The sequence below is a fragment of the Kribbella sp. NPDC050470 genome (assembly GCF_044458365.1).
In the GTDB taxonomy this organism is placed as follows: domain Bacteria; phylum Actinomycetota; class Actinomycetes; order Propionibacteriales; family Kribbellaceae; genus Kribbella.
The window spans coordinates 25,820-45,962 of sequence record NZ_JBITHV010000023.1 but is presented as its reverse complement, the minus strand read 5'-3'; the positions used below and the strand labels follow the sequence as shown (position 1 = coordinate 45,962).

Annotated in this window: 24 protein-coding genes; 11 read left to right on the top strand and 13 right to left on the bottom strand. The window is 69.6% G+C overall.

Annotation, left to right across the window (positions count from 1 at the left end):
• The first annotated feature begins 55 nt into the window (after positions 1–55).
• Positions 56–1,159 carry a DUF5667 domain-containing protein gene (locus tag ACIBGM_RS44055; RefSeq protein ID WP_396388958.1) on the top strand — a complete coding sequence of 368 codons (1,104 nt, stop codon included), beginning with the start codon at positions 56–58 and terminating at the stop codon, positions 1,157–1,159.
• 777 nt (positions 1,160–1,936) lie between these two features.
• On the opposite strand, the gene ACIBGM_RS44050 is transcribed toward ACIBGM_RS44055, so the two are convergent.
• The 3 genes from ACIBGM_RS44050 to ACIBGM_RS44040 all read right to left on the bottom strand — a co-directional run bounded on the left by ACIBGM_RS44050 (position 1,937) and on the right by ACIBGM_RS44040 (position 4,206).
• Complete coding sequence (locus tag ACIBGM_RS44050; RefSeq protein ID WP_396388957.1) at positions 1,937–3,034, bottom strand: lysophospholipid acyltransferase family protein; 1,098 nt, start codon at positions 3,032–3,034, stop codon at positions 1,937–1,939.
• On the bottom strand, positions 3,027–4,034 hold the full coding sequence (locus ACIBGM_RS44045; protein ID WP_396388956.1) for an NAD-dependent epimerase/dehydratase family protein: 1,008 nt from the start codon (positions 4,032–4,034) through the stop codon (positions 3,027–3,029). Before ACIBGM_RS44045 ends, ACIBGM_RS44050 begins: the two co-directional genes overlap by 8 nt.
• A 70-nt stretch (positions 4,035–4,104) precedes the next feature.
• Positions 4,105–4,206 (bottom strand): 30S ribosomal protein bS22, encoded by a 102-nt coding sequence (locus tag ACIBGM_RS44040; protein ID WP_008356322.1) that lies wholly within the window; start codon positions 4,204–4,206, stop codon positions 4,105–4,107.
• A 111-nt stretch (positions 4,207–4,317) separates the two neighbouring features.
• Between ACIBGM_RS44040 and ACIBGM_RS44035 the strand changes: the two genes are divergently transcribed.
• Positions 4,318–4,620 (top strand): methyltransferase domain-containing protein, encoded by a 303-nt coding sequence (locus ACIBGM_RS44035; RefSeq protein WP_396388955.1) that lies wholly within the window; start codon positions 4,318–4,320, stop codon positions 4,618–4,620.
• A gap of 45 nt (positions 4,621–4,665) precedes the next feature.
• Positions 4,666–4,794: a hypothetical protein gene (locus ACIBGM_RS44030; protein WP_396388954.1), complete on the top strand. Its 129-nt coding sequence runs from the start codon at positions 4,666–4,668 to the stop codon at positions 4,792–4,794.
• Here the strand turns inward: ACIBGM_RS44030 and ACIBGM_RS44025 are convergent.
• On the bottom strand, positions 4,791–4,985 hold the full coding sequence (locus ACIBGM_RS44025) for a hypothetical protein (protein WP_396388953.1): 195 nt from the start codon (positions 4,983–4,985) through the stop codon (positions 4,791–4,793). The two genes, ACIBGM_RS44030 and ACIBGM_RS44025, sit on opposite strands and share 4 nt — an antisense overlap.
• A 126-nt stretch (positions 4,986–5,111) precedes the next feature.
• On the opposite strand from ACIBGM_RS44025, the gene ACIBGM_RS44020 reads away from it, so the two are divergent.
• Positions 5,112–5,330 carry a hypothetical protein gene (locus tag ACIBGM_RS44020; protein ID WP_396388952.1) on the top strand — a complete coding sequence of 73 codons (219 nt, stop codon included), beginning with the start codon at positions 5,112–5,114 and terminating at the stop codon, positions 5,328–5,330.
• Here the strand turns inward: ACIBGM_RS44020 and ACIBGM_RS44015 are convergent.
• Positions 5,321–7,120, bottom strand: coding sequence for a BTAD domain-containing putative transcriptional regulator (locus ACIBGM_RS44015; RefSeq protein ID WP_396388951.1), 1,800 nt, complete (start codon positions 7,118–7,120; stop codon positions 5,321–5,323). The two genes, ACIBGM_RS44020 and ACIBGM_RS44015, sit on opposite strands and share 10 nt — an antisense overlap.
• 51 nt (positions 7,121–7,171) lie before the next feature.
• Here ACIBGM_RS44015 and ACIBGM_RS44010 point away from each other — a divergent pair, with 51 nt between their 5' ends.
• Positions 7,172–8,032 (top strand): alpha/beta fold hydrolase, encoded by an 861-nt coding sequence (locus ACIBGM_RS44010; RefSeq protein ID WP_396388950.1) that lies wholly within the window; start codon positions 7,172–7,174, stop codon positions 8,030–8,032.
• A 50-nt stretch (positions 8,033–8,082) separates the two neighbouring features.
• Here ACIBGM_RS44010 and ACIBGM_RS44005 read toward each other — a convergent pair whose 3' ends face one another.
• The 3 genes from ACIBGM_RS44005 to ACIBGM_RS43995 form a co-directional block, all read right to left on the bottom strand.
• Positions 8,083–8,298, bottom strand: coding sequence for a helix-turn-helix domain-containing protein (locus ACIBGM_RS44005; RefSeq protein WP_132209923.1), 216 nt, complete (start codon positions 8,296–8,298; stop codon positions 8,083–8,085).
• 149 nt (positions 8,299–8,447) lie between these two features.
• Positions 8,448–9,623: an acetoin utilization protein AcuC gene (locus ACIBGM_RS44000; RefSeq protein ID WP_360536295.1), complete on the bottom strand. Its 1,176-nt coding sequence runs from the start codon at positions 9,621–9,623 to the stop codon at positions 8,448–8,450.
• Between the two features lie 17 nt (positions 9,624–9,640).
• The gene (locus ACIBGM_RS43995; protein WP_360536293.1) at positions 9,641–9,952 is read right to left on the bottom strand and encodes a hypothetical protein; all 312 of its coding nucleotides are present in this window, start codon (positions 9,950–9,952) and stop codon (positions 9,641–9,643) included.
• A gap of 84 nt (positions 9,953–10,036) precedes the next feature.
• Between ACIBGM_RS43995 and ACIBGM_RS43990 the strand changes: the two genes are divergently transcribed.
• From ACIBGM_RS43990 to ACIBGM_RS43975, 4 genes are all read left to right on the top strand, one after another.
• Positions 10,037–10,579 (top strand): TetR family transcriptional regulator, encoded by a 543-nt coding sequence (locus tag ACIBGM_RS43990; protein WP_360536291.1) that lies wholly within the window; start codon positions 10,037–10,039, stop codon positions 10,577–10,579.
• 458 nt (positions 10,580–11,037) lie between these two features.
• Positions 11,038–11,730: a hypothetical protein gene (locus ACIBGM_RS43985; RefSeq protein ID WP_360536289.1), complete on the top strand. Its 693-nt coding sequence runs from the start codon at positions 11,038–11,040 to the stop codon at positions 11,728–11,730.
• 181 nt (positions 11,731–11,911) lie between these two features.
• Positions 11,912–12,910 carry a tryptophan--tRNA ligase gene (trpS, locus tag ACIBGM_RS43980; RefSeq protein ID WP_360536287.1) on the top strand — a complete coding sequence of 333 codons (999 nt, stop codon included), beginning with the start codon at positions 11,912–11,914 and terminating at the stop codon, positions 12,908–12,910.
• Entirely contained in the window at positions 12,907–13,653 is a 747-nt protein-coding gene (locus ACIBGM_RS43975) for an endonuclease/exonuclease/phosphatase family protein (protein WP_396388949.1), read from the top strand. The genes trpS and ACIBGM_RS43975 overlap by 4 nt, the downstream gene beginning before the upstream one ends.
• On the opposite strand, the gene ACIBGM_RS43970 is transcribed toward ACIBGM_RS43975, so the two are convergent.
• The 5 genes from ACIBGM_RS43970 to ACIBGM_RS43950 all read right to left on the bottom strand — a co-directional run bounded on the left by ACIBGM_RS43970 (position 13,639) and on the right by ACIBGM_RS43950 (position 18,002).
• Positions 13,639–13,797, bottom strand: a complete 159-nt coding sequence (locus ACIBGM_RS43970) for a hypothetical protein (RefSeq protein WP_396388948.1) — start codon at positions 13,795–13,797, stop codon at positions 13,639–13,641. The genes ACIBGM_RS43975 and ACIBGM_RS43970 overlap by 15 nt on opposite strands.
• Positions 13,798–14,173: 376 nt before the next feature.
• Positions 14,174–14,809: a hypothetical protein gene (locus ACIBGM_RS43965; protein WP_396388947.1), complete on the bottom strand. Its 636-nt coding sequence runs from the start codon at positions 14,807–14,809 to the stop codon at positions 14,174–14,176.
• Positions 14,810–14,890: 81 nt separating this feature from the next.
• Positions 14,891–15,694: a pyrroline-5-carboxylate reductase gene (gene proC, locus ACIBGM_RS43960; protein WP_360536278.1), complete on the bottom strand. Its 804-nt coding sequence runs from the start codon at positions 15,692–15,694 to the stop codon at positions 14,891–14,893.
• A 354-nt stretch (positions 15,695–16,048) separates the two neighbouring features.
• The gene (locus tag ACIBGM_RS43955) at positions 16,049–16,978 is read right to left on the bottom strand and encodes a proline dehydrogenase family protein (RefSeq protein ID WP_396388946.1); all 930 of its coding nucleotides are present in this window, start codon (positions 16,976–16,978) and stop codon (positions 16,049–16,051) included.
• Positions 16,979–17,468: 490 nt separating this feature from the next.
• Positions 17,469–18,002, bottom strand: coding sequence for a helix-turn-helix domain-containing protein (locus ACIBGM_RS43950; protein WP_396388945.1), 534 nt, complete (start codon positions 18,000–18,002; stop codon positions 17,469–17,471).
• Positions 18,003–18,366: 364 nt separating this feature from the next.
• On the opposite strand from ACIBGM_RS43950, the gene ACIBGM_RS43945 reads away from it, so the two are divergent.
• Both ACIBGM_RS43945 and ACIBGM_RS43940 read left to right on the top strand, forming a co-directional pair.
• Positions 18,367–18,876, top strand: a complete 510-nt coding sequence (locus tag ACIBGM_RS43945) for a SigE family RNA polymerase sigma factor (RefSeq protein ID WP_396388944.1) — start codon at positions 18,367–18,369, stop codon at positions 18,874–18,876.
• Positions 18,877–18,887: 11 nt separating this feature from the next.
• Positions 18,888–19,922: a hypothetical protein gene (locus ACIBGM_RS43940; protein WP_396388943.1), complete on the top strand. Its 1,035-nt coding sequence runs from the start codon at positions 18,888–18,890 to the stop codon at positions 19,920–19,922.
• Positions 19,923–20,143: the final 221 nt, after the last annotated feature.

Below are 20,143 nucleotides of genomic sequence, written 5' to 3'. Positions count from 1 at the left end.
CGCCGTCGATCACGGGCCCCGTCACTCTTCGCGACTGAGCGATGACCCCGAGCTGATGGAAGCTGTGGAACTGGTCGGACGGCTGAGGACCGCCGGCGCAGTGGCACCGCGACCGGAGTTCAGTGCCGAGCTGCGGCACCGCCTGATGGAGCAGGCGGCGGCCCGCGCGGCAACGACGACTCCGACGATGGTGCGCAGCTCTCCGGACGACTCGGACGACCCGCCGGGCAGCGAGGACGTGGACGCGTCCGTGACAGCTATCCGCCATCGTCACGGCCGGCGCATCCGGCTCGTGGCCAGTACCGCCGCGCTGGTCCTGCTCGGAGGCGGCATCGGTTCTGCCGCCGCCGCTCAGCAGGCGATGCCCGGTGACACCTTGTACGGGATGAAGCGCAGCATCGAGAACGTCTCCACCAACGTCAGCGTCGGGGACGACTCCCGGGGCCGGCGCGATCTCGAGCACGCGATGACCCGACTGTCCGAAGTTCGCGCGCTGGCCGAGAACGGCGGCGACGTGGGCACGATCAACGCCACCCTCGACGACTTCTCGGCACAGTCCCGCAAGGGAGTGTCCCGGCTGGTCGCGTCGTACCAGCAGGACGGGGACGCCGGTTCGATCACGGCGGTCACGCAGTTCATCACCAGCGCCCGCCAGGCTCTTGTCGAACTCGCACCGAAACTGCCGCCGGAATCGCTGAAGTCCGCCGTCGAGGCACTCGCCACCATCGAGCAGCTGGCCGGGCACACCACGGCCGCCTGCCCGAAGTGCGAGGCGCCGAAGCCGGCCAAGGGCGGCAACCAGCCGGCCGCACCCAACACCGGAACCGTCACCGAGCCGAACGACCCCGGCAACGGCGGGGCGAGCAGCAAGGCGTCCACCAAGCCGTCGACGGGTGCGAGCACCGCGCCGAGCGCGACGCCGAGCCAGCAGCTGCCGAACACGACGATCGTCCAGGAGTCCAACACTCCGCCGACGAGCCTGAAGACCCCGCCGAACCCGTCGGCGTCCTCCACTCCGACGTCGACGCCGACCGTCGTACCGACCATCCCCACCCCGGGCGCAACCCAGTGGCCCTGGCCGTTCCCGACGCTGCTCCCATCCACCCCGATCATCAACATCCCCGGCGTCATCGAGACCCTCTTCCCCCCGTGGAAGTAGGTCCCTGACCCCAGCAGAAGCCCGGCGCACCCGCGCCGGGCTTCTCGCTTCCCACCTCACGCGGACTCCTCGCTTCCCACCGCACCGCGCCGCCCCGGCCGCGTTCGCAGCCCACGCGGCCGCGTCCGAGGGGATATCCGGCTCTCCTGTCTGATGTGTGAGTCGGCTGCGTGCCCCCAGTTCGCCACCCAGGGCGGTCGAGCGCACCGCACCCCATGCCACCCCGACCACCCGCGAACGGATCCCGATGCCGCGGACCGCCAGGCCATCACAATCACCACCCACCGCCCGGCACCCCGCCTGGCACCGCCGACACCAGCCGAATGTGATGGCCCGGCGGTCCGCCCCTCGACGCGCACAAACCCAACAACCCAGCGATGCGCGCCCGCCCCCCACCGCCCCCCCCGGCCCACACATCCGTCACAAGAGCCGGATATCCGCTCGAAGTTGGGGTTCTCTGCTCGTGTAACAGGGGAGAACCCAGCACGGCATGGGATATCCCCTCGAACGCCGTGGGGTCGGCGGGGCGCCGGGGTCGCCGCGGGGGCGGTGGGTGTGGCGGGGGATGGGTGTGGCCGGGGGGGCGATGGGGTCGGCCGGTGGGCGGTGGGTGCGGCGCGGGGGCGATGGGTCGGCGCGGGGGCGGTGGGATCGTCGGGGGCCGCAGGGTGGCGGGGGCCGCAGGGTGGCGGAGGGCTGTGGGGTTGGCAGGGATCGGCGGGGGCGCCGCGGGGCGGTGAGGTCGGCCGGGGGGATGGGGGCGGCGGGCCGGGCGCGTTAGAAGAAGACGCTGCGGCGTTGCATTAGGAGGGTGTAGAGGGTCTGCTGGATGGTTTCGCGGACCTGGTCGGTGACGTTGAAGACCAGCATCGGGTCGTCGGCGGCGCCGTCGGGGAAGTCGTCGGTGCGGATCGGCTCGCCGAACTCGATCAGCCACTTGGACGGCAGCGGGATCAGCCCGAGCGGCCCGAGCAGCGGGAAGAACGGCGTGATCGGGATGTACGGAACGCCCAGCAGCCGCGCCAGCGACGCGATGTTGCCGACCAGCGGATAGATCTCCTCGGCGCCGACGATCGAGCACGGCACGATCGGCACCCCGGTCCGCATCGCCGCGCTGACGAACCCGCCCCGGCCGAACCGCTGCAGCTTGTACCGCTCGCTGAACGGCTTCCCGATCCCCTTGAACCCTTCCGGCCACACGCCGACCAGGTCGCCGCGCCCGAGCAACCGCTCGGCGTCGTCGTTGCTCGCCAGCGTGGCCCCGCCCTTGCGGGCCAGCTCACCGACGAACGGCGTCTGGAACACGAGGTCCGCGGCCAGTGTCCGCAGCGGCCGGTGCGCGTGGTCCGCGACGATCAGCTGGGTGACGAGCCCGTCCAGTGGCATCGTCCCGGAGTGGTTCGCCACGATCAGCGCGCCGCCCTCGGACGGGATGTTCTCCACCCCGCGCACGTCGACCCGGAACCACTTCTCCGCCATCGGCCGCAGCAGCGGCAGCAGCACCTGGTCGGTCAGGTCGGCGTCGTACCCGAACTCGTCGACCTCGTAGGTCCCGCTCAGCCGCCGGCGCAGGAACGCCAGCCACTCCGCGACCCGGCGCTCGCCTTCGTCGCCGAACAACTCGCGCACCACTCGCTCGAGCCCGGCGAAGTCCAACGCCGCCGGGGCTTCGAGCACCGGGATGTCCTCGGCGTCCGGCACGACACCGACCGGCTCGGGCGGCGCCTCCGGAGCCTTGGCGCGGGCGGGCTTCCTCCTCCGCTTCGAGGACGAGCCGGCGAGCGCGCGGGCTGCCGCGGAGGGCGTCGTACGGCGGCCACTGCCGCGGCCCGGTCGCCCGCCGGTACCGATCGGGATCACCTCGGCGTCAGCCACGCAGCGCTCCCAACCCGGCGCCGAGAAGGTGGGCCGCCTGCGACACCGCGCCCGGCCGCAGCGAAGCGCGGAAGTCGTCGAAGGCCCCGGCCGTCGTGTAGGCGGGCTCGAACCCGAACTCGGTCCGCATCCGCGTCGTGTCCACGGCCCGGCCGTAGGTCAGGAAGGTGATCTGGTCGGGCGAGAAGTCCGCGAGCCGCGCGCGCCGTACGGCGGCCGCCGTGCTGGACGCGGTGAACGAGGGCAGCCGCAGGGCCGGCCGGCCGAGTCGCCGGATCGCCTGGGACAGCGCGAGGATCCCGTCGCCGGCCAGGTTGAAGGTGCCGGGCAGGTCGTTGACGGTGGCGTGATGGATCGCCGCGACACCGTCGTCCTCGTGCAGGAACTGGAGGCGTGCGTCGTACCCGAAAACCGTCGGCACCACGGGCATCGAGAAGTACCGGGTGATCGGGGAGTCGGTCCTGGGACCGATCCAGTTCGCCATCCGGAGCGTGGAGACGCAGACGTCGGGGCGGCGCCGGGCGAACCCGCGCACGTACCCCTCGACCTCGACCGCGTCCTTGCTGAGGCCGGTCTGGTGGATCGCCCGCGGCGCCATCTCCTCGGTGAACATGGCGGGGTCGCGTGGACCCGCGCCGTACACCGTGGTGGACGACTTCACCACCAGCTTGGCCACGCCGGGCGCCTTCTGGCAGGCGGCGAGCAGCTGCATGGTGCCGATGACGTTGATCTCCTTCATCGACGACCGGCCGCCGGCGCTGCCCGGGGTGGCCACGACGCCGGTGTGGACGACCGTGTCGACGTCCTCGGCGGCGATCACCTTGGCGATCACGGGGTTGCGGATGTCGGCCCGGACGAACCGGACCCGGCCCAGCTCGGCCCGTGGCGGCACCACATCCACGCCGAGCACCGTGCCGATCGACGGGTCGTCGGCCAGCCTGCGGGCACAGCGAGCGCCGGCGTCTCGCGAGACGCCGGTCACCATCACCACCTGTGCCACGAGAGACCCCCAGCCAGACAGCAACCCCACACTGCACCGCGCCGCCGGGTGCCGGCGCGGTAGGAACTGCTTACTTGCCGAGCTTGCGGCGCTGAACCCGCGTCTTCTTCAGCAGCTTGCGGTGCTTCTTCTTCGCCATCCGCTTACGGCGCTTCTTGATAACCGAACCCACAGTGGACCTTCCAAACCTAAAGAGAACGTCGGCAAAGCTTACCCGTAGGTCGTCTGCTCAACCTAAAGCAGGGAGCTGGGTAGGCTGAAAGCTCGACCTGGGGAGGCTGGAATGAGGGCTCGGTACGACGGCCTGGCCGACTGGTACGAGGAGCGTTTCGTCGCCGGCGCGGAGACCCACCAACCGGGTCTGCTCGACCTCCTCGGCCCTGGATCCGGGCCCTGCCTGGACATCGGATGCGGCACCGGGCGCAACTTCGAGACCATCCGCGCGACTGGCCGGGAGGTCGTCGGGGTGGATTTCTCGACCGACCAGCTCCGGATGGCCCGGACCCGCACCGACGGCCCGCTGATCGTCGCCGACGACGGCAGCCGGCTGGTTCACCCGAGCTACCGCACGCCCGGGTGGGCGTAGGAGTCGCCCTGGTGGGCCGAGGACGGCATCCGCCGCCGGGTCGGGATGCGCCACATCCCGCTCGCCGAGTATCTCAACGCGTTCCTCGGCACCGGCCTCGTCCTCGAGCACTTCGAGGAACCCGGCGGCTTCGAGGTCCCGCACGCGTTGGCGGTTCGCGCGCGGCGGGGTTAGGCGGCTTTGCGGACCGGGAGCTGGATCGGGTCGGTGAGGACGGCCAGGTGTGGGCCGATGGCGGTGCGGGTGGTCGCGGTGGTCCGGTCGGACGTGGTGCTCGCGTAGGCGGCCGGGGTGAAGGCGACGGCGGCGAGGCCCAGGCTGACAATGGTGCCGGCGGCAACGGTCTTGACGATCTTGGTGCGCATCGGGTGCTCCTGGAAGGTCCGGGGCCGGGACTCGTTCCCGGCGATGACTAAATCCTGGTCGCCCGTACTGCAACGGCCCTGTGAGCATCCTGGGAGCTTCCTGGGAACGACGGTACGCTCGACGACATGGCCTATCTGGTGTTCGTCGGCGGGCTGGCCGTCGTACTGGCCGGCCTGACCTGGTTCGCGAAATGGGCCAAGCGCAGTGGTCACGGCTCGGGGGTTGCAGGCGCGTTGGCCGCGCACGACGAGGCCTACCGGACCACAGCACACCAGTCCCACCACGAGCTGCGCGTCGCCGCCGAGCGCAAGTCCGAGACAGGCTCGCCAGACGACTACAGGTAGTCCGCGATCGGGCCGAGGGTGAGGAGGCCTGAGCCGGCGGACAGCTCTGCGGCTGCTGGGGTCAGGGCGGCGCGGGCTCGGGCCAGCAGTTGTACGTCGTCGCGCTCTCGGGCAGCGTGGACGGTCAGGCACCACAGGGTCTCGAGCAGCAGGCCTGGTGGCGACTCGGGGATGTCATGGGTCGGGCGGACCCACGGGCTGTAAGGGCCGTAGTCGAGGTCGGGGACGGGCAGGCCGTGGCGCAGGTGATGGCATGCGAGGGCTAGGGGTAGCAGGCCTTGCTGGAGGCCAGGCATGCCGGCGCCGTCGAGCAGGTCTGCTGCCTTGCGGTAGGCGGGCTCCGTGTCCTCGCGCATGGCGCGGTACCAGGTGGTGAAGACGCCGACCAGTGGAAGCTCGTGCCTGGCCGCCAAGGCGTCGGCGGCTGCTGCATGGTGGTCGGCTGACGGGAAGTCGTCGAGGGCGCTACGTGACTGCAGGCGGATCAGATGGCCGAGGACCTCATACATGAACAGCCCGTGCCGCGCCGACAAGTCCACCAGCTCCACACCGATGGCATCACGTTGAGGTGCAAGGCCAGCGCGATGGCAGGTCTGCATCCAGACAGCGTTGAGTACAAAGGCGAGTAGCGCCGGATCGTCAAGCCCGCGGGCGATTTCCTCGGCCTCACGCGCCGCGTCCGCTGCACGTGGTGCACGCGATCCACGCGACTCCAGCGCGATCGTCGCAAGGAGGCGTGCTCGCGCAGCCGGGTGTTCCTGCGTCCGCAGGGCTCGCTCCGCCGCGGCAACGATCGCGGCCGCCTGGGCCTCGTCGTCCGACCGCGTCCAGATCGCAGGTACGTCGTACGCGCCGATGACGCTCGCGGTCAGGTCGGGATCGCCGAGCTCCTCGGCTGCAGTGACGGCGGCGAGCCGGTGGCGGCGGGCGGCCTCTAGTCCGCCGCCTCCGGTGACTGCCAGGTTGCGCAGCAATCCCACCGTCGACTCCAGCCGCACCCGTGCGCCCGCTCCCACAGTGCGGTCGTACGCCGCGGCCGCCTCCTCCCACACCCGCCCTGCCGACGCAGGCGCCAAGTGGTCGGCCTGGTTGAGGATGTCGGTCTCCAAGCGGTTCAACGCCGTACCTGGATCGACACCGAGCTGGTCGACCAGCATCGAGCGAGCGCGCCGCAGTACGGCGAGAGCATCGCCCTGACGACCAGTGCGGTAGAGCGCGAGCGCCAGCAGCCGCCATGCCTCTTCGCGCCACGGGTGCTCGGTCACATGAGCGTCCAAATCGGGCACTGCCTCGGCGGCAAGGCCGAGCGCTAGCTGCAACTCCGCCTGCCGTTCGACGGCTCGCAGTCGCAGCTCAGTGAGCCGCGCGCGCTCTGCCTGTGCCCAGTCCTCGTCCGCGAAGTCGGCGTACGCCGGACCGCGCCACAACGCCAACGCCTGCTGCAGTTCGGGCAGTGTGCCGCCTGCCGCCTTCTCGAAGCGCCACGCGTCGACAGCGTCCGTTCGCAACGCATAGCCAGGCCCTTCGGTCACCAGCAGGCGTGCCGGCGTACGTGGCGCTCTGTCCGGTTCAAGCGCACGACGCAGCGAGGCGACAAAGGTCCGTACTGCGCTCAGCGCGCCGTCAGGCGGGTCGAGCCACAGATCGTCCACCAGACGAGTCGCCGGTACGACGCGGCCGCGGGCAACGATCAGTCGGGCCAGCACCGCCCGGTGCCGCGGGCCTTTCAGGTCGACCGGCTGCCCGTCGTCGTCCCAGGCCATCACCGCCCCGAGCACCCCGAACTCCACCCGCCCACGGTACTCATCCAACACTCATCTGCGTCCAGGAGGCTGACCGTCATGAAGATCAAAGGATTCGACTACCACCGCGTCCCGGCCGCCGACGGGGTTGCGCTGAACGTCGCGGTCGGCGGCTCCGGTACGCCGATCGTGCTGCTGCACGGGTTCCCGCAGACCCATCTGATGTGGCGTCACGTGGCCGCCGACCTGGCCGCGGATCACACCGTCATCTGCCCGGACCTGCGGGGGTACGGCGCCAGCGACAAGCCGGCCGACGACTACGCCAAGCGGACGATGGCGGCCGACATCGTCGCGGTGGCACGCGAACTCGGGCACTTAACGTTCGCCCTGGCTGGTCACGACCGAGGCGCGCTGGTCGCGTTCCGGGCCGGTCTCGACCATCCGGACGTCATCACGCACCTGATGTGCCTCGACGTACTGCCGACCCTAGACATGTGGGACGTCATGCGCGGGACCAGCGCCGCCGTTGGCTTTCACCTGTACTTGATGGCGCAACCGCCCGGCCTGGCCGAGACGATGATCGCCGCCAGCGCGGACGCGTTCTTCGGCCACTTCCTGACGCTCTGGGCGAAGGACGACTCCGCGATCCCCGCCGACGTCCGTGCGGCGTACCTGGCTGCGTGTCGCGCCGCCGTCCCGTCGATCGTGGCCGACTATCGCGCCTCGGCGACCGTCGATGTCGACCACGACCAGGCTGATCTTGCCGCTGGCAACAAGTTGCGGATGCCACTGACCGTGATCCAGCAGGACTGGGGCGCGGCGCTGGGCTTCGATGCCGCCGGCCGGTGGCGAGCCTGGTCGGACGACCTAGACCACCAGACGACGTCAGCCGGCCATTTCATGGCCGAGGAGTCCCCAGCCGAAATCACCACTGCAATCCGAGCACTCCTGAAACGCTGACGTAGCGAGGCGGCCGGTCCCTAAGGATCCGGCCGCCTCGCGTCTCGTGGTTATCCGGCTTGAAAGTAGGCGCCTTTGAGGTAGTCGTGCACGGCGTCCTCCGACACCCGGAACGAACGACCCACCCGCACCGCGGGCAGCTCACCGGAGTGCACCAACCGGTACACCGTCATCTTGGACACGCGCATGGCCGTGGCGACTTCCGCCACGGTCAGGAACTTCACCTCGGCGAGCGGCTGCTCACCACCGGACTTCTTTGATGCCATTGCGCACCGCACTTCCAGCACGGATCGTGCGCCGGCTTCCCCTCCGGCACCTCCGTCCGTGCATGCAACGAGCGTAGTGGCTGTTGGTACGAATGGGAAAGAGGGGGACTCCTGTGACTCGACCGGGGCGGTCGGGCGGGGAAGGTTTTTCAGTAGGTGGGATCCAGACCGAGCAACGGGAAGCTGATGTCGCGGGTCGCCTTGATCGAGCGATCCAGCCAGGTGTCCGGGTTGTAACCGGTCGACCAGTCGGAGTACGCCGCGTCCCGGCCGTCCGTCATCCGCAGCGGCGCGACTCGCGCGAACCGCGCCTGGATGTCCTCCCGCCATGACTCCGGCACCGGCGTCGACGGGTCGATCGGGTTGCCCGCGACGATCGCGAGCAGGTGGCTCCAGGCCCGCGGCACGACGTCGAAGATCGCGTACCCGCCACCGCCAGTGGCGACCCACTTGCCGCCCGCGACCTCATGCGCGAGGTCATGCAGCGCCAGGTACGCCGCCCGCTGGCCGTCGACCGTCTTGGTCAAGTGGGCCAGCGGGTCCTCCACGTGGGAGTCGCACCCGTGCTGCGTCACCAGCACCGACGGCTGGAACGTACGCACCACCTGCGGCACGATCGCGTGGAACGCCCGCAACCAGCCGGCATCCCCGGTCCCCGGTGGCAGTGGGATGTTGACCGACGTACCCTCCGCGTTCGGCCCGCCCGTCTCCGCTGCACTCCCGGTGCCAGGGAACAGCGTGGTGGGCGACTCGTGCAGGCTCACCGTCAGCACGCGCGGGTCGTCGTAGAACACGGTCTGTACGCCGTCCCCGTGGTGTACGTCGACATCGACGTACGCGACCCGCTCGGCGCCGTGGTCGAGCAGCCACTGGATCGCGATGGCAGGGTCGTTGTAGACGCAGAAGCCGCTCGCAGCGGCAGGCATTGCGTGGTGCAGGCCGCCGGAGATGTTGGCGGCGTGCAGTACGTCGCCCTCCCAGACAGCCCGGGCCGCCTCGACGGACGCGCCGACCACGTGCGCGGACGCGTCGTGCATGTCGGCGAAGCAGTACGTGTCCTCGGTGCCGAGGCCGTGGTCCGGATCGGGCTCGTCCGGGTCCTCGCCCGCGCGTTTGACCGCGGCGATGTACTCGGCGGTGTGCACGGTCCCGATCAGCGCATCGTCGGCGACCGGCGCCGGTACGACCTTCAGTTGGTCGAGGACGCCGAGCGCGCGGGCCAGGCGGACCGTCAGGTCCACCCGGATCGGACTCATCGGGTGACCATGGCCGAAGTCGTACGCCGTCAAACCGTCGTCGAAGACCAGCATCGCCTCACCACTCATGTCCCCGACCTTAGCCGTCAGCGCTGTGGTACGGGTTTCCCGAACCTGGCGTTGAGCCGGTAAGCGCCACCGCGGGCATGGAAGACCGACATCGCCAGCACACCGGCCAGGGCGGCGACCAGGGCCGTCGCCAGGTGCTCGCCGGGATGCGCCCACCAGGCCAGCAGTCCGGCGATGACGAACGCTCCCACGCCGCCGACCGCGTTGCGGACCGGCGAATTGCCGGTCAGGTTCGGGTACTCCCGGGCGGTGATGCCGAGGACGAAGTGCGGAATCCCGTTCGTCCCCATCAGCCCGGCCAGGAAGCTCAGCACGAGTGCCTGCGTCATGGTCCACCTCATTTCGGTCTACGTGTGTTGACTGAAATCTAGGCGGCGATCGGCGACTGAGTCAACATGCGTAGACTGAACGGCGTGACGACTCGGGCCGCGCAGCGGCGGCAGACGGAGGAGCGGATCCTGGCGGCGGCCCGCCGGTTGTTCGGCGAGCACGGGTACGAACGGACCACGATCCGCGGGATCGCCGAGGCGGCGGGCAGTGACGCCGGGCTGGTGATGCGGTACTTCGGGTCCAAGGAGAAGCTGTTCGCCCAGGCCGCGTCGATCCCCCCGGACGGGCCGATCGAGGGCGCGCCGGACGAGATCGCCGGGCAACTCGCGGCCGGGTTGGCGGCGAAGCTGGCCGAGGAGCCGGCGGCCGCGCTGGCGGCGATGCGGGCGATGTTCAGCCACCCCGAGGCCGCGGCCGAGGTGCGGGCGGCAATGACGGCCCAGCAGCGTCAGGTCGCCGATCAGTTGCCAGGCGAGGACGCCGTACTGCGCTCCGGAGTCATCGGCGCGCTGATCCTCGGCCTGGTGATCGGTCGCCACCTGGTCAAACTCGAAGGCCTCGACGCCACGCCCGAAGCCCTCCTCGAGCTCGCCACCCCGCTCCTGACCCAACTAGCCGAAGGCTGAGCCACAGCAGCCGCACCTCGCGAGGGTTGCCCGGTCGGCCTCGGCCAGCCGGCGTACCTCCACGGTCTTGCGACCGTCCTCACCCGCCGGCTGCGGCGGCTCGAACCGTTCTCCGCGGCGGCGCGGTGCGGAAGCAGGCGGCGCGGCACCCCTCCAAGGTCGCGCCGGCCACTTCCGCAGGGATCGGTCCAGGCGAACGGTCTATCGCTGCCGGACTGCAAGGTGTTACAGGATTTGCAGGATGCTGCAAATCACGCTCTGTTGCGGTTGCAGAGGGCTACGACGGGCGGTCTAGTCCTGTATTCTGCTCACTTTGCCCAGGCGGCTGCAAGTTGTTGCAACGTTTGAGCATCGGACTTGCGCTGAGTAGCCGTGAGGCCGCACAGTTCCGTCCCGTGAGGAAGTCCGTGAGCTCGATGAGACCCAATCGACGGCAAATCTTCACGGCGGGGGCTGCAGTGGCTGCCTCGACCGTGGCCGTCTCCACAGTGACCGCTACCGAGGCGTCCGCAGTCGACAGCGGGCCGTACGGCTCCGGCGTACTCGGGTCCTGGGCCGGGTCGACCAAAGCCATCTCGACGGCGACGCAGATCCAGCGCACCCGCGAGACCAACGGGGTCTACATGTTCGGCGACAGCATCTCCGTCCAGGACGGGAAGTCGCTGGCAATCCGGCTGCTGGGCCGGGACGGCAGCCAGCTGGCCGTGCACAACTGGTCCAGCCGGCCCACGTCCGGCGCGGTCGACGCGTTGCAGCAGTGGGCGGCGACGTACGGACTGCCGCGCCGGATCCTGATGGCGAGCGGGTCGAACGACATCTTCGACCCGCCGAAGTTCGCGGCGCAGGTCGACCGGGCGATGAGCATCGTCGGCTCGACCCGCACGCTGTACTGGGTCAACATGCAGGTCGTGCGCAAGTCGGTCACCGCGACGATGCAGCTCGCCGACCAGCGCAACAGCTCGTGGCTCAACATGCAGCTGTACGACGCCCAGGAGAAGTACCCGAACCTGCACATCATCCGCTGGGCCGAGTGGCTCTGGGTGAAGCCGTACCGGCTGCTCAACTACCTCCGCGACGGTGTCCACCCGACGGTCCCGCTCGGCCAGGACGCCCGCAACGAGCTGATCGTCCAGGCGCTCACGCAGCGTTGAATTCCTTCCCCCACCGCCCCGGTCGATGAGCTACCCTGATGCTGTGAACACGAACTTGCAGCTGTGGTGGGCCGCCTAGGGCGGTCACCCAAGCGTGTGTTCACACGCATCCATGAGGCCGCCTCGCCGAGGCGGCCTCTTTCATGTCCTCGGTGGGGCCCACACACCGAAGGGCACGACAATGACATCGCTATCCGGCATCACCCCGTCCGGCCGCCTGACGCTGGGCAACCACCTCGGCGCCCTGCGCCGGTTCACCGACCCCGACGGGTTCTACTTCGTCGCGAACCTGCACGCAATGACGACCAAGCACGATCCCCGAAGACTCGCCGCGCTGACGCGGGAGTTCGCCACCCTGATGCTCGCGGCGGGCGTCCCCGACGGCACCGTGTTCGTCCAGTCCGACGTACCCGCGCACGCGCAACTCGCCTACCTGCTGGAATGCACGTCGTACGTCGGCGAGCTGTCCCGGATGATCCAGTACAAGGAGAAGGGCAAGGGCCGGCCGATGACCCGCGCCTCGCTGTTCACCTATCCGTGCCTGATGGCGGCCGACATCCTGCTGTACGGCACGAAGCAGGTCCCGGTCGGCGGTGACCAGGACCAGCACGTCGAGCTCGCCCGGGACGTCGCGATCCGCTTCAACCGCGAGTACGGCGAGACGTTCGTCGTACCGCAGCTGGCCAAGGCGGTCCTGGCGACCCGGGTCAAGGACCTGGCGAACCCGACCACCAAGATGAGCAAGTCCGACAGCGACGACGCGATCGGCACGATCCGGCTGCTCGACCCGCCGGACGTGATCCGGCGGCAGATCATGCGAGCGGTGACGGACTCCGAGAACGAGGTCCGGCACGACGAGGCGGCCAAGCCGGGTGTCACCAACCTGCTCGAGATCCTGGCTGCCTGCACCGACGGCGATCCGGTCGCGCTGGCGGCGTCGTACTCGTCGTACGGCGCCCTCAAGCAGGACGTCGCGGACGCCGTGCTGGCCGTCATCGAGCCGCTGCAGAAGGAGTACGCGCGGCTGGCGACCGATCCGGGGGCGATCGACCACCTGCTCGCTCAGGGCTGCGATCGGGCGATCGAGGCGAGCACCCCGCGACTCCAGGCGGCGGTGCGTGCGATGGGGCTGACCGGGGCGGCCCCGGCGGAGGCGGGTTTGGCAGGATCGGCGCCATGAAGATTCGCGCCGCCACCTTCAACATCCGCAACTCGTCCGCCCCGGACGGCGACAACGCCTGGCCGGTACGGCGGGATGCGGCAGTGGCGGCGATCGAGCAGCTGGACGCGGACGTGGTCGGGTTGCAGGAAGTGCTGCCGGACCAGCTCGAGTACCTGCGCTGGCGGTTCTCGCGGTACGAGATCGTCGGCGTGGGCCGGGACGACGGGATGAGCGCCGGCGAGCACTCCGTCGTCCTGGTCCGGCCGGGTGACTGGCGTGTGGAGAAGCACGAGACCCGGTGGCTGTCCGACGACCCGGGGACGCCGGGTTCGGTCGGCTGGGACGCGGACCTGACCCGGATCGCGACGCTGGTCTGGTTGCGGCACCGGAACGGCACCACGATCGGTGTCGCGAACACGCACTACGACCACGCCGGCGAGGTCGCGCAACTGCAGTCGTCGCGGCTGATCGCCCGTTGGGTCGCCGGTTCGCTGCCGTGGATCGTGATGGGCGACCTGAACGCGACCCCGGACTCGCCGCCGCTCAAGGCGTTGACGAGCGCCGGGCTGCGGAACGCCGTACCGATCGAGGCCGGTGGGAGCTGGCACGACTTCACCGGCGCCGAGGACGGCGACCGCATCGACCACATCCTCGTCACCGGGAGCTGGAAGGTGGTCGACGCGACCGTGTCCCACGTCCGCCCGGGCGGCCGGCTGCCGAGCGATCACTGGCCGGTCGTCGCGACGCTAGAGCTTGGCTAGCACCTCTTCCCGCAGACGCTCGAGGGCTTCGAAGCGACGGTTGCCGGTGCCGAGGAAGGAGTCCGGGACGAGCAGTTCGTCGATCCCGGCGGCCGGGTACTGCGCGACCGTGTCGAGCACCTCCTGCGCCGACCCCATGATCACGTGGCCGCCCCGGCTCTCGAGTCGCTCCTTGCGCTCGATCGCCTCGGTGTCCCCCCGGTACGACGACCTCCAGCATCGTCTGCGCGGACCGCCGTACCGACTTCGGATCGCGGCCGATCTTCTCGCAGTGCCTGGCGAACACCTCGCCCTTGTGCGCGGCCAGCTTGGGGTTGCCCCAGTGGTTCACGATCCCCGCCAGCAACGCCAGGCACTCGTTGACGGGAACCGACAGGTCGTCCCCGTTCTGCATGAAATGATCCGCTACCCAAACACCGTGCCACCCGGTCCGCTCGGCGTACTCAGCTCCTTCGAGCACTTCCCCCCAAGTCCTGGACGCCGCAGGCCACAAAGAAAAGTCCATGCGGCGACCCTACGGTCAGACGATGTGCCAGCGGATGAGGAATGCGCCTACGGACAGGGTCAGGTAGGTGAGGACGAGGAGGGTGCCGATGCCGGGGCGGGGACGGTGGCGGCGGGGCGGATGGTTGGCCGCTTCGGCGCGAATGGCTTCGATGACTGCGCCGACGTACGCGGTGCGGTCCTTGGGGATGCCGTTGATCTCGCTCTCGTCCGGGCCGCGGACCAGGACGACGTTGTCGTCGCCGACCTCGATACGGTCGACGTCCTGCCAGGAGACGCTGCGGATCAGCATGCTGGTGCGCGCCTTCAGGCCGGTCGGGGTCAGCATCACCCGGTACAGCACCACACCGCCGGCCACCCGGACGACGGAGGCGCCGATAATCGTGAGCAGGCCGACCGCGAGCATGTCGCGGGCGCCCATCCACAGCCAGGAGTTCAGCGCCGGCACAGCGATGAACGGCGTGACGAACAACGCCCACGCCCACCAAGGAGCCGGGTCCAGCGGCACCCGCCACGGCAGCTCCGGCACGCGTACGGCGCCTTGCTCTGGGGCTCGCTCCGGGGCTTGCTCGGAGGCGACCTGCTCCGGGGCGACCGGCGTGGGGGCAGCGCTGAGGTGCTCGGGGCTCTCCTGCTCCGAACGATTACTCATGGGCGGGACCATAGTCGACTCATCCCTTGAACACGGCAGGAAACTGCGGCGCCAACAATAACGCCAGCTGTACCGCAGGTGTTATTCGGCGGCGAGCGCGCGGGAGCGGTTGCGGGCTGCCTCGATCGCGGAGAGGAACGCCGCGCGGACCTTGTGGTCCTCCAGTTCGCGTACGGCGGCTGCCGTCGTACCACCCGGGGACGTCACGCGCTCGCGGAGCACGGTCGGGTGCTCACCGGTCTCCCGCAGCAGCTTCGCGGAACCGACCACGGTCTGTACGACGAGCTCGGTCGCGGTGCCGCGCGGCAGGCCCATGTGGACGCCGGCCTCGATCATCGCCTCGACCACGAAGAACAGGTACGCCGGACCCGACCCGGAGATCGCGGTCACCGCGTCCTGCTGCTTCTCCGGCACCCGCAGAACCCGGCCGGTCGCGGCCAGCAGGCTCTCCGCCAGCTCCAGGTGGCTCTCGTCGCAGTGCGCGCCGCGGGAGATCGCCGCCATCCCCTCGTCGACCAGCGCCGGCGTGTTCGGCATCACCCGGACCACGGCGACACCCTCCGGCAGCCGCGACTCGATGAACCCGGTGGTGACACCGGCCGCCATCGACACCACGGTCTGCGACGCGTCGACCGCCGGGGCGATCTCGCTGAGCAGGTCCGACATGTCCTGCGGCTTCACCACCAGCACCAGCGTCTCCGCCTTGGCGGCCGCGTCCACGTTGGACACGACGTCCACGCCGTACCGCTCCCGCAACTCGGCGGCCCGCTCCTCCCGGCGCTCGGTGATCAGGAGCTCCTCCGGTCGCCGCCCAGCCCGAATCAGCCCGGACAGCAACGTCTCCCCCATCACCCCGGCCCCAAGAATGGCCACCTTGCTAGTCATACCCTCAGCCTACTTATCCCCGCCGTCGGAGCCCCGAGCCCCGCCCACCAGCCGGACGAGCTCCCCCACGCGCCCACTACGCGCGCTCCTACGTCGCGCGCTCCCACCCACCCTCTAGCGCGCGGCTACCGCCGCTCACCCGACAGCACCGTGGTCCTGCCGACCGTGATCCGTCAACGCAACCACATCGCGACGCAAGACACCACGGGTTCCGACGCACCGACGTACGTCACCTGCTACTCCGGCTGTCCCGTGTGCGCGGCTGCCGCTCCCGTCAAACGACCGTTGCCTCGGCCAACGGTCAGCACTCCCACAGACCCAGTTGGTTGATGGGTGGATGGCGGAGGGTTGGGGCTACTTCTTGCTGATGAGGGAGCGGGCGAAGAACTGGAGGTTGGCGGGGCGCTCGGCGAGACGTCGTACCAGGTAGCCGTACCAGTCCTCGCCGTACGGGATGTAGACGCGGACGGTGTGGCCCTGGGAGACCAGGCGGAGCTGCTCCTCAGGGCGGATGCCGAAGAGCATCTGGTACTCGTAGCTGCCGGGGCGGCGGTTGGCGCGGTCGGCGAGGGAGCCGGCGATCGCGATCAGGCGCGGGTCGTGCGAGGCGATCATCGGGTAGCCGGCGCCGTTCATCAGGATCTTCGTTGCCCGGACGTACGCCTTGTCCACGGCGCGCTTGTCCTGGAACGCGACCGACTCCGGCTCCTTGTACGCGCCCTTGCACAGCCGGACCCGGGAGCCCGCGTGCGCGAGGTCGCGGCAGTCGGCCTCGGTACGGCGCAAGTAGGCCTGCAGCACCGCACCCGTCTCCGGGAAGTCCTGGCGGAGCTCGCGCAGGATGCCCAGCGTGGAGTCGGTGGTGGTGTGATCCTCCATGTCCAGCGTGACCGTCGTACCGGCGTTGCGGGCCGCGAGGCAGATGTTCCGCGCGTTCTCCAGCGCGATCTTCTCGCCCTCACCGGGCAGCGCCTGCCCGACCGCGGACAGCTTGACGGAGACCTCGGCGTTCTTCGTCAGGCCGACGTCCGACAGTTGCCGGAGCAGCTCGACGTACGCCTCGACGGTCGCGGTCGCGGCAGCCAGGTCGGTGACGTCCTCACCGAGGTGGTCCAGCGTGACGTTCAGGCCGTTGCTGACCAGCTTCTCGGTGGCCAGCACGGCCTCCGGAGCGGTCTCGCCGGCCACGAACCGCGCAACGATGCCACTGGACACCGGCAGCGACGAAACGGCCTTCTTGATCTGGGGGCTGCGGGACATGCCCAGCAGTACTCGCCGAAGCACTACGTGTTCCTCCTCATCAACCCACCCGGCCCCAATTGCCAGTGGTGTCAGCAGGTTACGCGCCTGAATCCAACCCGCCCTAATCCTGTGTCCAGCACCACACCACCACCCCCACTGGTCCGATTACACCCCGTACCCACACCCCCACAAAAGCCCCCACGCCCCACGAGAGCCCCCACGCGTCCTGCTCCGCCCGCTCGTACGGCACGTGCTACGCCTGGCGCTCCCACCCACCCCCCTTCGCGCGGCTACCGCCACTCCTTCAACCGCACCGCGATCCCGCCGCCCGCAATCCGTCGACGCGCGCCGCTCCGCGTGCTCCTACGTCGCCCGCCCGCGACCCCGCTGCAATCCCCGTCAGCCGGAAGACCTATCGGACCTCCTCAATCAGGTCGACCGCTTCATCCTCCAGTACTTACCTCGCAACGTCGCAAGAAAGTCGTAGCGGACTCCCGCTCCATCTTGTGAGAAGCGACGGCTCGACGCACTTTCAGTGACCGGCGGCTTTTCGGCTCTGTTCGGCGCGTTCTTTGCGGATTCGCTTGAGCCGTTCGTTCACGGTTGCGGGGTCCTCGTCCTCGCTAAGGTCCACGGACGTGTCGGCGATTGCCTGGTACTGACGTTGGCGGCGGGCTTCGCGGTACGCCAGGAGGTCGCACAGCAGGATCTTTCGTCGGTTGCCGATTCGCTCGCAGGCGAGCTCGCCGGCGTCAATGAGGCGGATCACCGTCGGCCGGCTGACCCCGAGAAGATCGGCGGCTTGCTGGGTCGTGAGCTTCGGCATCGTCGGCGAGATCGTGACTGCCTTGCCCGCCGCCAATGCGGCCACCGCTTGCACCAGGACCTTGTGGAGCGCTTCGGGGAGCTCGATCCGGTCATGTTCCTCGGCGCCGACGAGCAGGTATCGCGCCTGGAGTCGCCCGCGCCTCATGGTTTGGTGGGCGTCCAGGAAACTGGCGACCGACGCCAGCTGCTCCTGCTCATCGGGCAGGTAGGTCTGCGACTCGAGGAACTCGGCAGTCATGGGCCCTCCGTGAGCGAACGTTGCGAACGTGGTTTCGGAACGTTCGAATATGGCTGCATGGGCTGGGGCAATCAAACAAGCTCTGCTCAACCGGTGCGGGTTCAACAAGTCCAGTTCTCATGCCGTCCGCCCGTTGCCAGATGCAACCTCCGCTGGTGGGCCGACACCAAGACCTCGAGTAGGCGACCCAACCACCTGGAAGTGGAAGGAGCGGCGGTAGTCGCGCAAGAAGGGTTGGAAGCGCCCGGCGTAGCGGACGGCGTAGGAGCGGGCGTGGCGGGGCGCGTGGGTTGGATCGGGTGGCGTGCAACCTGGTGGGTCGGGGCTTCCGTCTTGAGGGGGAGTTGGAGAGTGGAGGAACCAGATGGCGGAGCGGGACCGGGAGTTCGTCGAGTTCGTCGAGGCGGCGGGTGCGTCGTTGCGGCGGACGGCTTACCTGGTGAGCGGGGATCGGCACCGGGCGGACGACATCGTTCAGGACGCGCTCTACAAGCTGTACCTGGCTTGGCCGAAGGTGCGGCGGACGGGGAACCCGTTCGCGTACGCCCGCCGGATGGTGGTCAACGTGGCGCACGACGGGAAGCGGCGGCCGTGGCGGCGCGAGGTTTCGATCGCCGACGTACCTGACCGGGTGGAGCGGGACGACTTCGCCACCGGGTACGCCGAGCGGAACGAAGTACTCGAGGCACTGCGCGGGCTGGCGCCGCGGCAGCGGGCGTGTGTGGTGCTGCGGTACTACGAGGACCTGTCCGTCGAGCAGACCGCGGAGATCCTGGGGTGCTCGGAGGGCACGGTGAAGAGCCAGGCGGCGCGCGGCCTCGACACTCTCCGCAAGGCGATCGACCTGGCGCGGCGGACGAGCCGGGCGTTGTGAAGGAGAGCGAGATGGATGACGTACGCGAGGTCCGCGCGGAACTGCAGAGGCTGGCCGAGGCGGCGGCGCTCGAGCCGTTCGACACCGACGGGCTGCTGGCCCGGGGTCGTCGCGGGCGGCGGCGCCGTACGGTGCTGGCCGCAGGCGCGGCGATCAGTGGCGTGGCCGTGGTCGCGCTTGTCGTGAGTCTGATCCCGGGTGGCAGCGTGGCCGACAAGGAGCCGGGGTTTGCCGGCGATCAGAAGCAGAATTCCCAGTTCGAGGCGGTGCCGGGGATCGAGCGCGGGGAGGCGGCCGCCGGGCAGACGATCACGAAGGAAGAGGCGGTACGGCGCTGTGCTCTGCGCTACCCGGACCACAAGCAGGCGCTGCAGGCAGCAGGCTCGGTGAAGGCCGGGAGCACGGCGATGTACGCGTTCGAGATGGGTGCGAGGTTCGCGGCGTGCACGATCCCCGGCGGCGACAAGCCGAAGGCGGAGCTGGTCGCGGCGGCCGAGAAGGAACCGTTGCCGACGACCGCTGCCGGCCAGCTGCGGAACTGCTCGGTGCAGCTGTGGGTCGACCTGACCGGGTGGCGCGTGATGGCGGCGGATCAGTCGGCGCGACTCGGTACGACGGCGCTCGTCGCGATCTCGCCGTCCGGGAAGAAAGCGGTCGCGTGTGAACTCGCACCGCGTACGGCCGGTGAGCCCATGCCGGGGGCGACCCCGTTCCTGACGTTGAACGCGCTCGGGGACAAGGACCCGGTGCTCACGCCTGGCAAGGGCGCCAAGCACGCTGAGCTGTTCGTGGCGAGCGGCGGGGGTGGGGGGCACTGCCCCGGGACACCGTGCACGAAGCAGTACAACTACACCGGCTGGGGACGGGTGTCGTCGACGGCGACCAAGGTCCGGCTCGAACTGGGACCGGGTCCGACCCACGACGTCGAGGTCGTCGACGGGTGGTTCGCCTTCACGTGGTTGAGCCCCGGCCCGGCGACCAAGGTGTCGGCGCCGAAACTTACGGCGTACGACAAGGCGGGGAAGGTCGTGAAGGTCATCCGATGAGGGTGGAGGCCGTCATGAACAGGCCGAGGCCCAACGCAAGCACAGCCGCGCCAGCCCCCTTCGGCCGCTCACCCGGAGGGGGCCCACCCGGCCACCCCCGCCCATGCGGATCAGTCCAAACCTGCTGGTTGGGGTCGGGCGACGGGCTGTGGCTCATGAGACTCCCCACTGGATTCACAAGTAGCCCCATGAATACCAGCCCCACCGGTCCACCCGAGCCA

What these genes read in the sequence shown, in the direction of transcription:
- ACIBGM_RS44035 (WP_396388955.1), top strand. Translation starts at nt 4,318, where the DNA reads ATGAGGGCTCGGTACGACGGCCTGGCCGACTGGTACGAGGAGCGTTTC.
- ACIBGM_RS44020 (WP_396388952.1), top strand. Translation starts at nt 5,112, where the DNA reads ATGGCCTATCTGGTGTTCGTCGGCGGGCTGGCCGTCGTACTGGCCGGC.
- ACIBGM_RS44010 (WP_396388950.1), top strand. Translation starts at nt 7,172, where the DNA reads ATGAAGATCAAAGGATTCGACTACCACCGCGTCCCGGCCGCCGACGGG.
- ACIBGM_RS44000 (WP_360536295.1), bottom strand. Translation starts at nt 9,623, where the DNA reads ATGAGTGGTGAGGCGATGCTGGTCTTCGACGACGGTTTGACGGCGTAC.
- ACIBGM_RS43945 (WP_396388944.1), top strand. Translation starts at nt 18,367, where the DNA reads ATGGCGGAGCGGGACCGGGAGTTCGTCGAGTTCGTCGAGGCGGCGGGT.
- ACIBGM_RS44055 (WP_396388958.1), top strand. Translation starts at nt 56, where the DNA reads ATGGAAGCTGTGGAACTGGTCGGACGGCTGAGGACCGCCGGCGCAGTG.
- ACIBGM_RS43975 (WP_396388949.1), top strand. Translation starts at nt 12,907, where the DNA reads ATGAAGATTCGCGCCGCCACCTTCAACATCCGCAACTCGTCCGCCCCG.
- proC (WP_360536278.1), bottom strand. Translation starts at nt 15,694, where the DNA reads ATGACTAGCAAGGTGGCCATTCTTGGGGCCGGGGTGATGGGGGAGACG.
- ACIBGM_RS43995 (WP_360536293.1), bottom strand. Translation starts at nt 9,952, where the DNA reads ATGACGCAGGCACTCGTGCTGAGCTTCCTGGCCGGGCTGATGGGGACG.
- ACIBGM_RS43965 (WP_396388947.1), bottom strand. Translation starts at nt 14,809, where the DNA reads ATGAGTAATCGTTCGGAGCAGGAGAGCCCCGAGCACCTCAGCGCTGCC.
- ACIBGM_RS43940 (WP_396388943.1), top strand. Translation starts at nt 18,888, where the DNA reads ATGGATGACGTACGCGAGGTCCGCGCGGAACTGCAGAGGCTGGCCGAG.
- ACIBGM_RS44025 (WP_396388953.1), bottom strand. Translation starts at nt 4,985, where the DNA reads ATGCGCACCAAGATCGTCAAGACCGTTGCCGCCGGCACCATTGTCAGC.
- ACIBGM_RS43950 (WP_396388945.1), bottom strand. Translation starts at nt 18,002, where the DNA reads ATGACTGCCGAGTTCCTCGAGTCGCAGACCTACCTGCCCGATGAGCAG.
- ACIBGM_RS44005 (WP_132209923.1), bottom strand. Translation starts at nt 8,298, where the DNA reads ATGGCATCAAAGAAGTCCGGTGGTGAGCAGCCGCTCGCCGAGGTGAAG.
- ACIBGM_RS44030 (WP_396388954.1), top strand. Translation starts at nt 4,666, where the DNA reads ATGCGCCACATCCCGCTCGCCGAGTATCTCAACGCGTTCCTCGGCACC.
- trpS (WP_360536287.1), top strand. Translation starts at nt 11,912, where the DNA reads ATGACATCGCTATCCGGCATCACCCCGTCCGGCCGCCTGACGCTGGGC.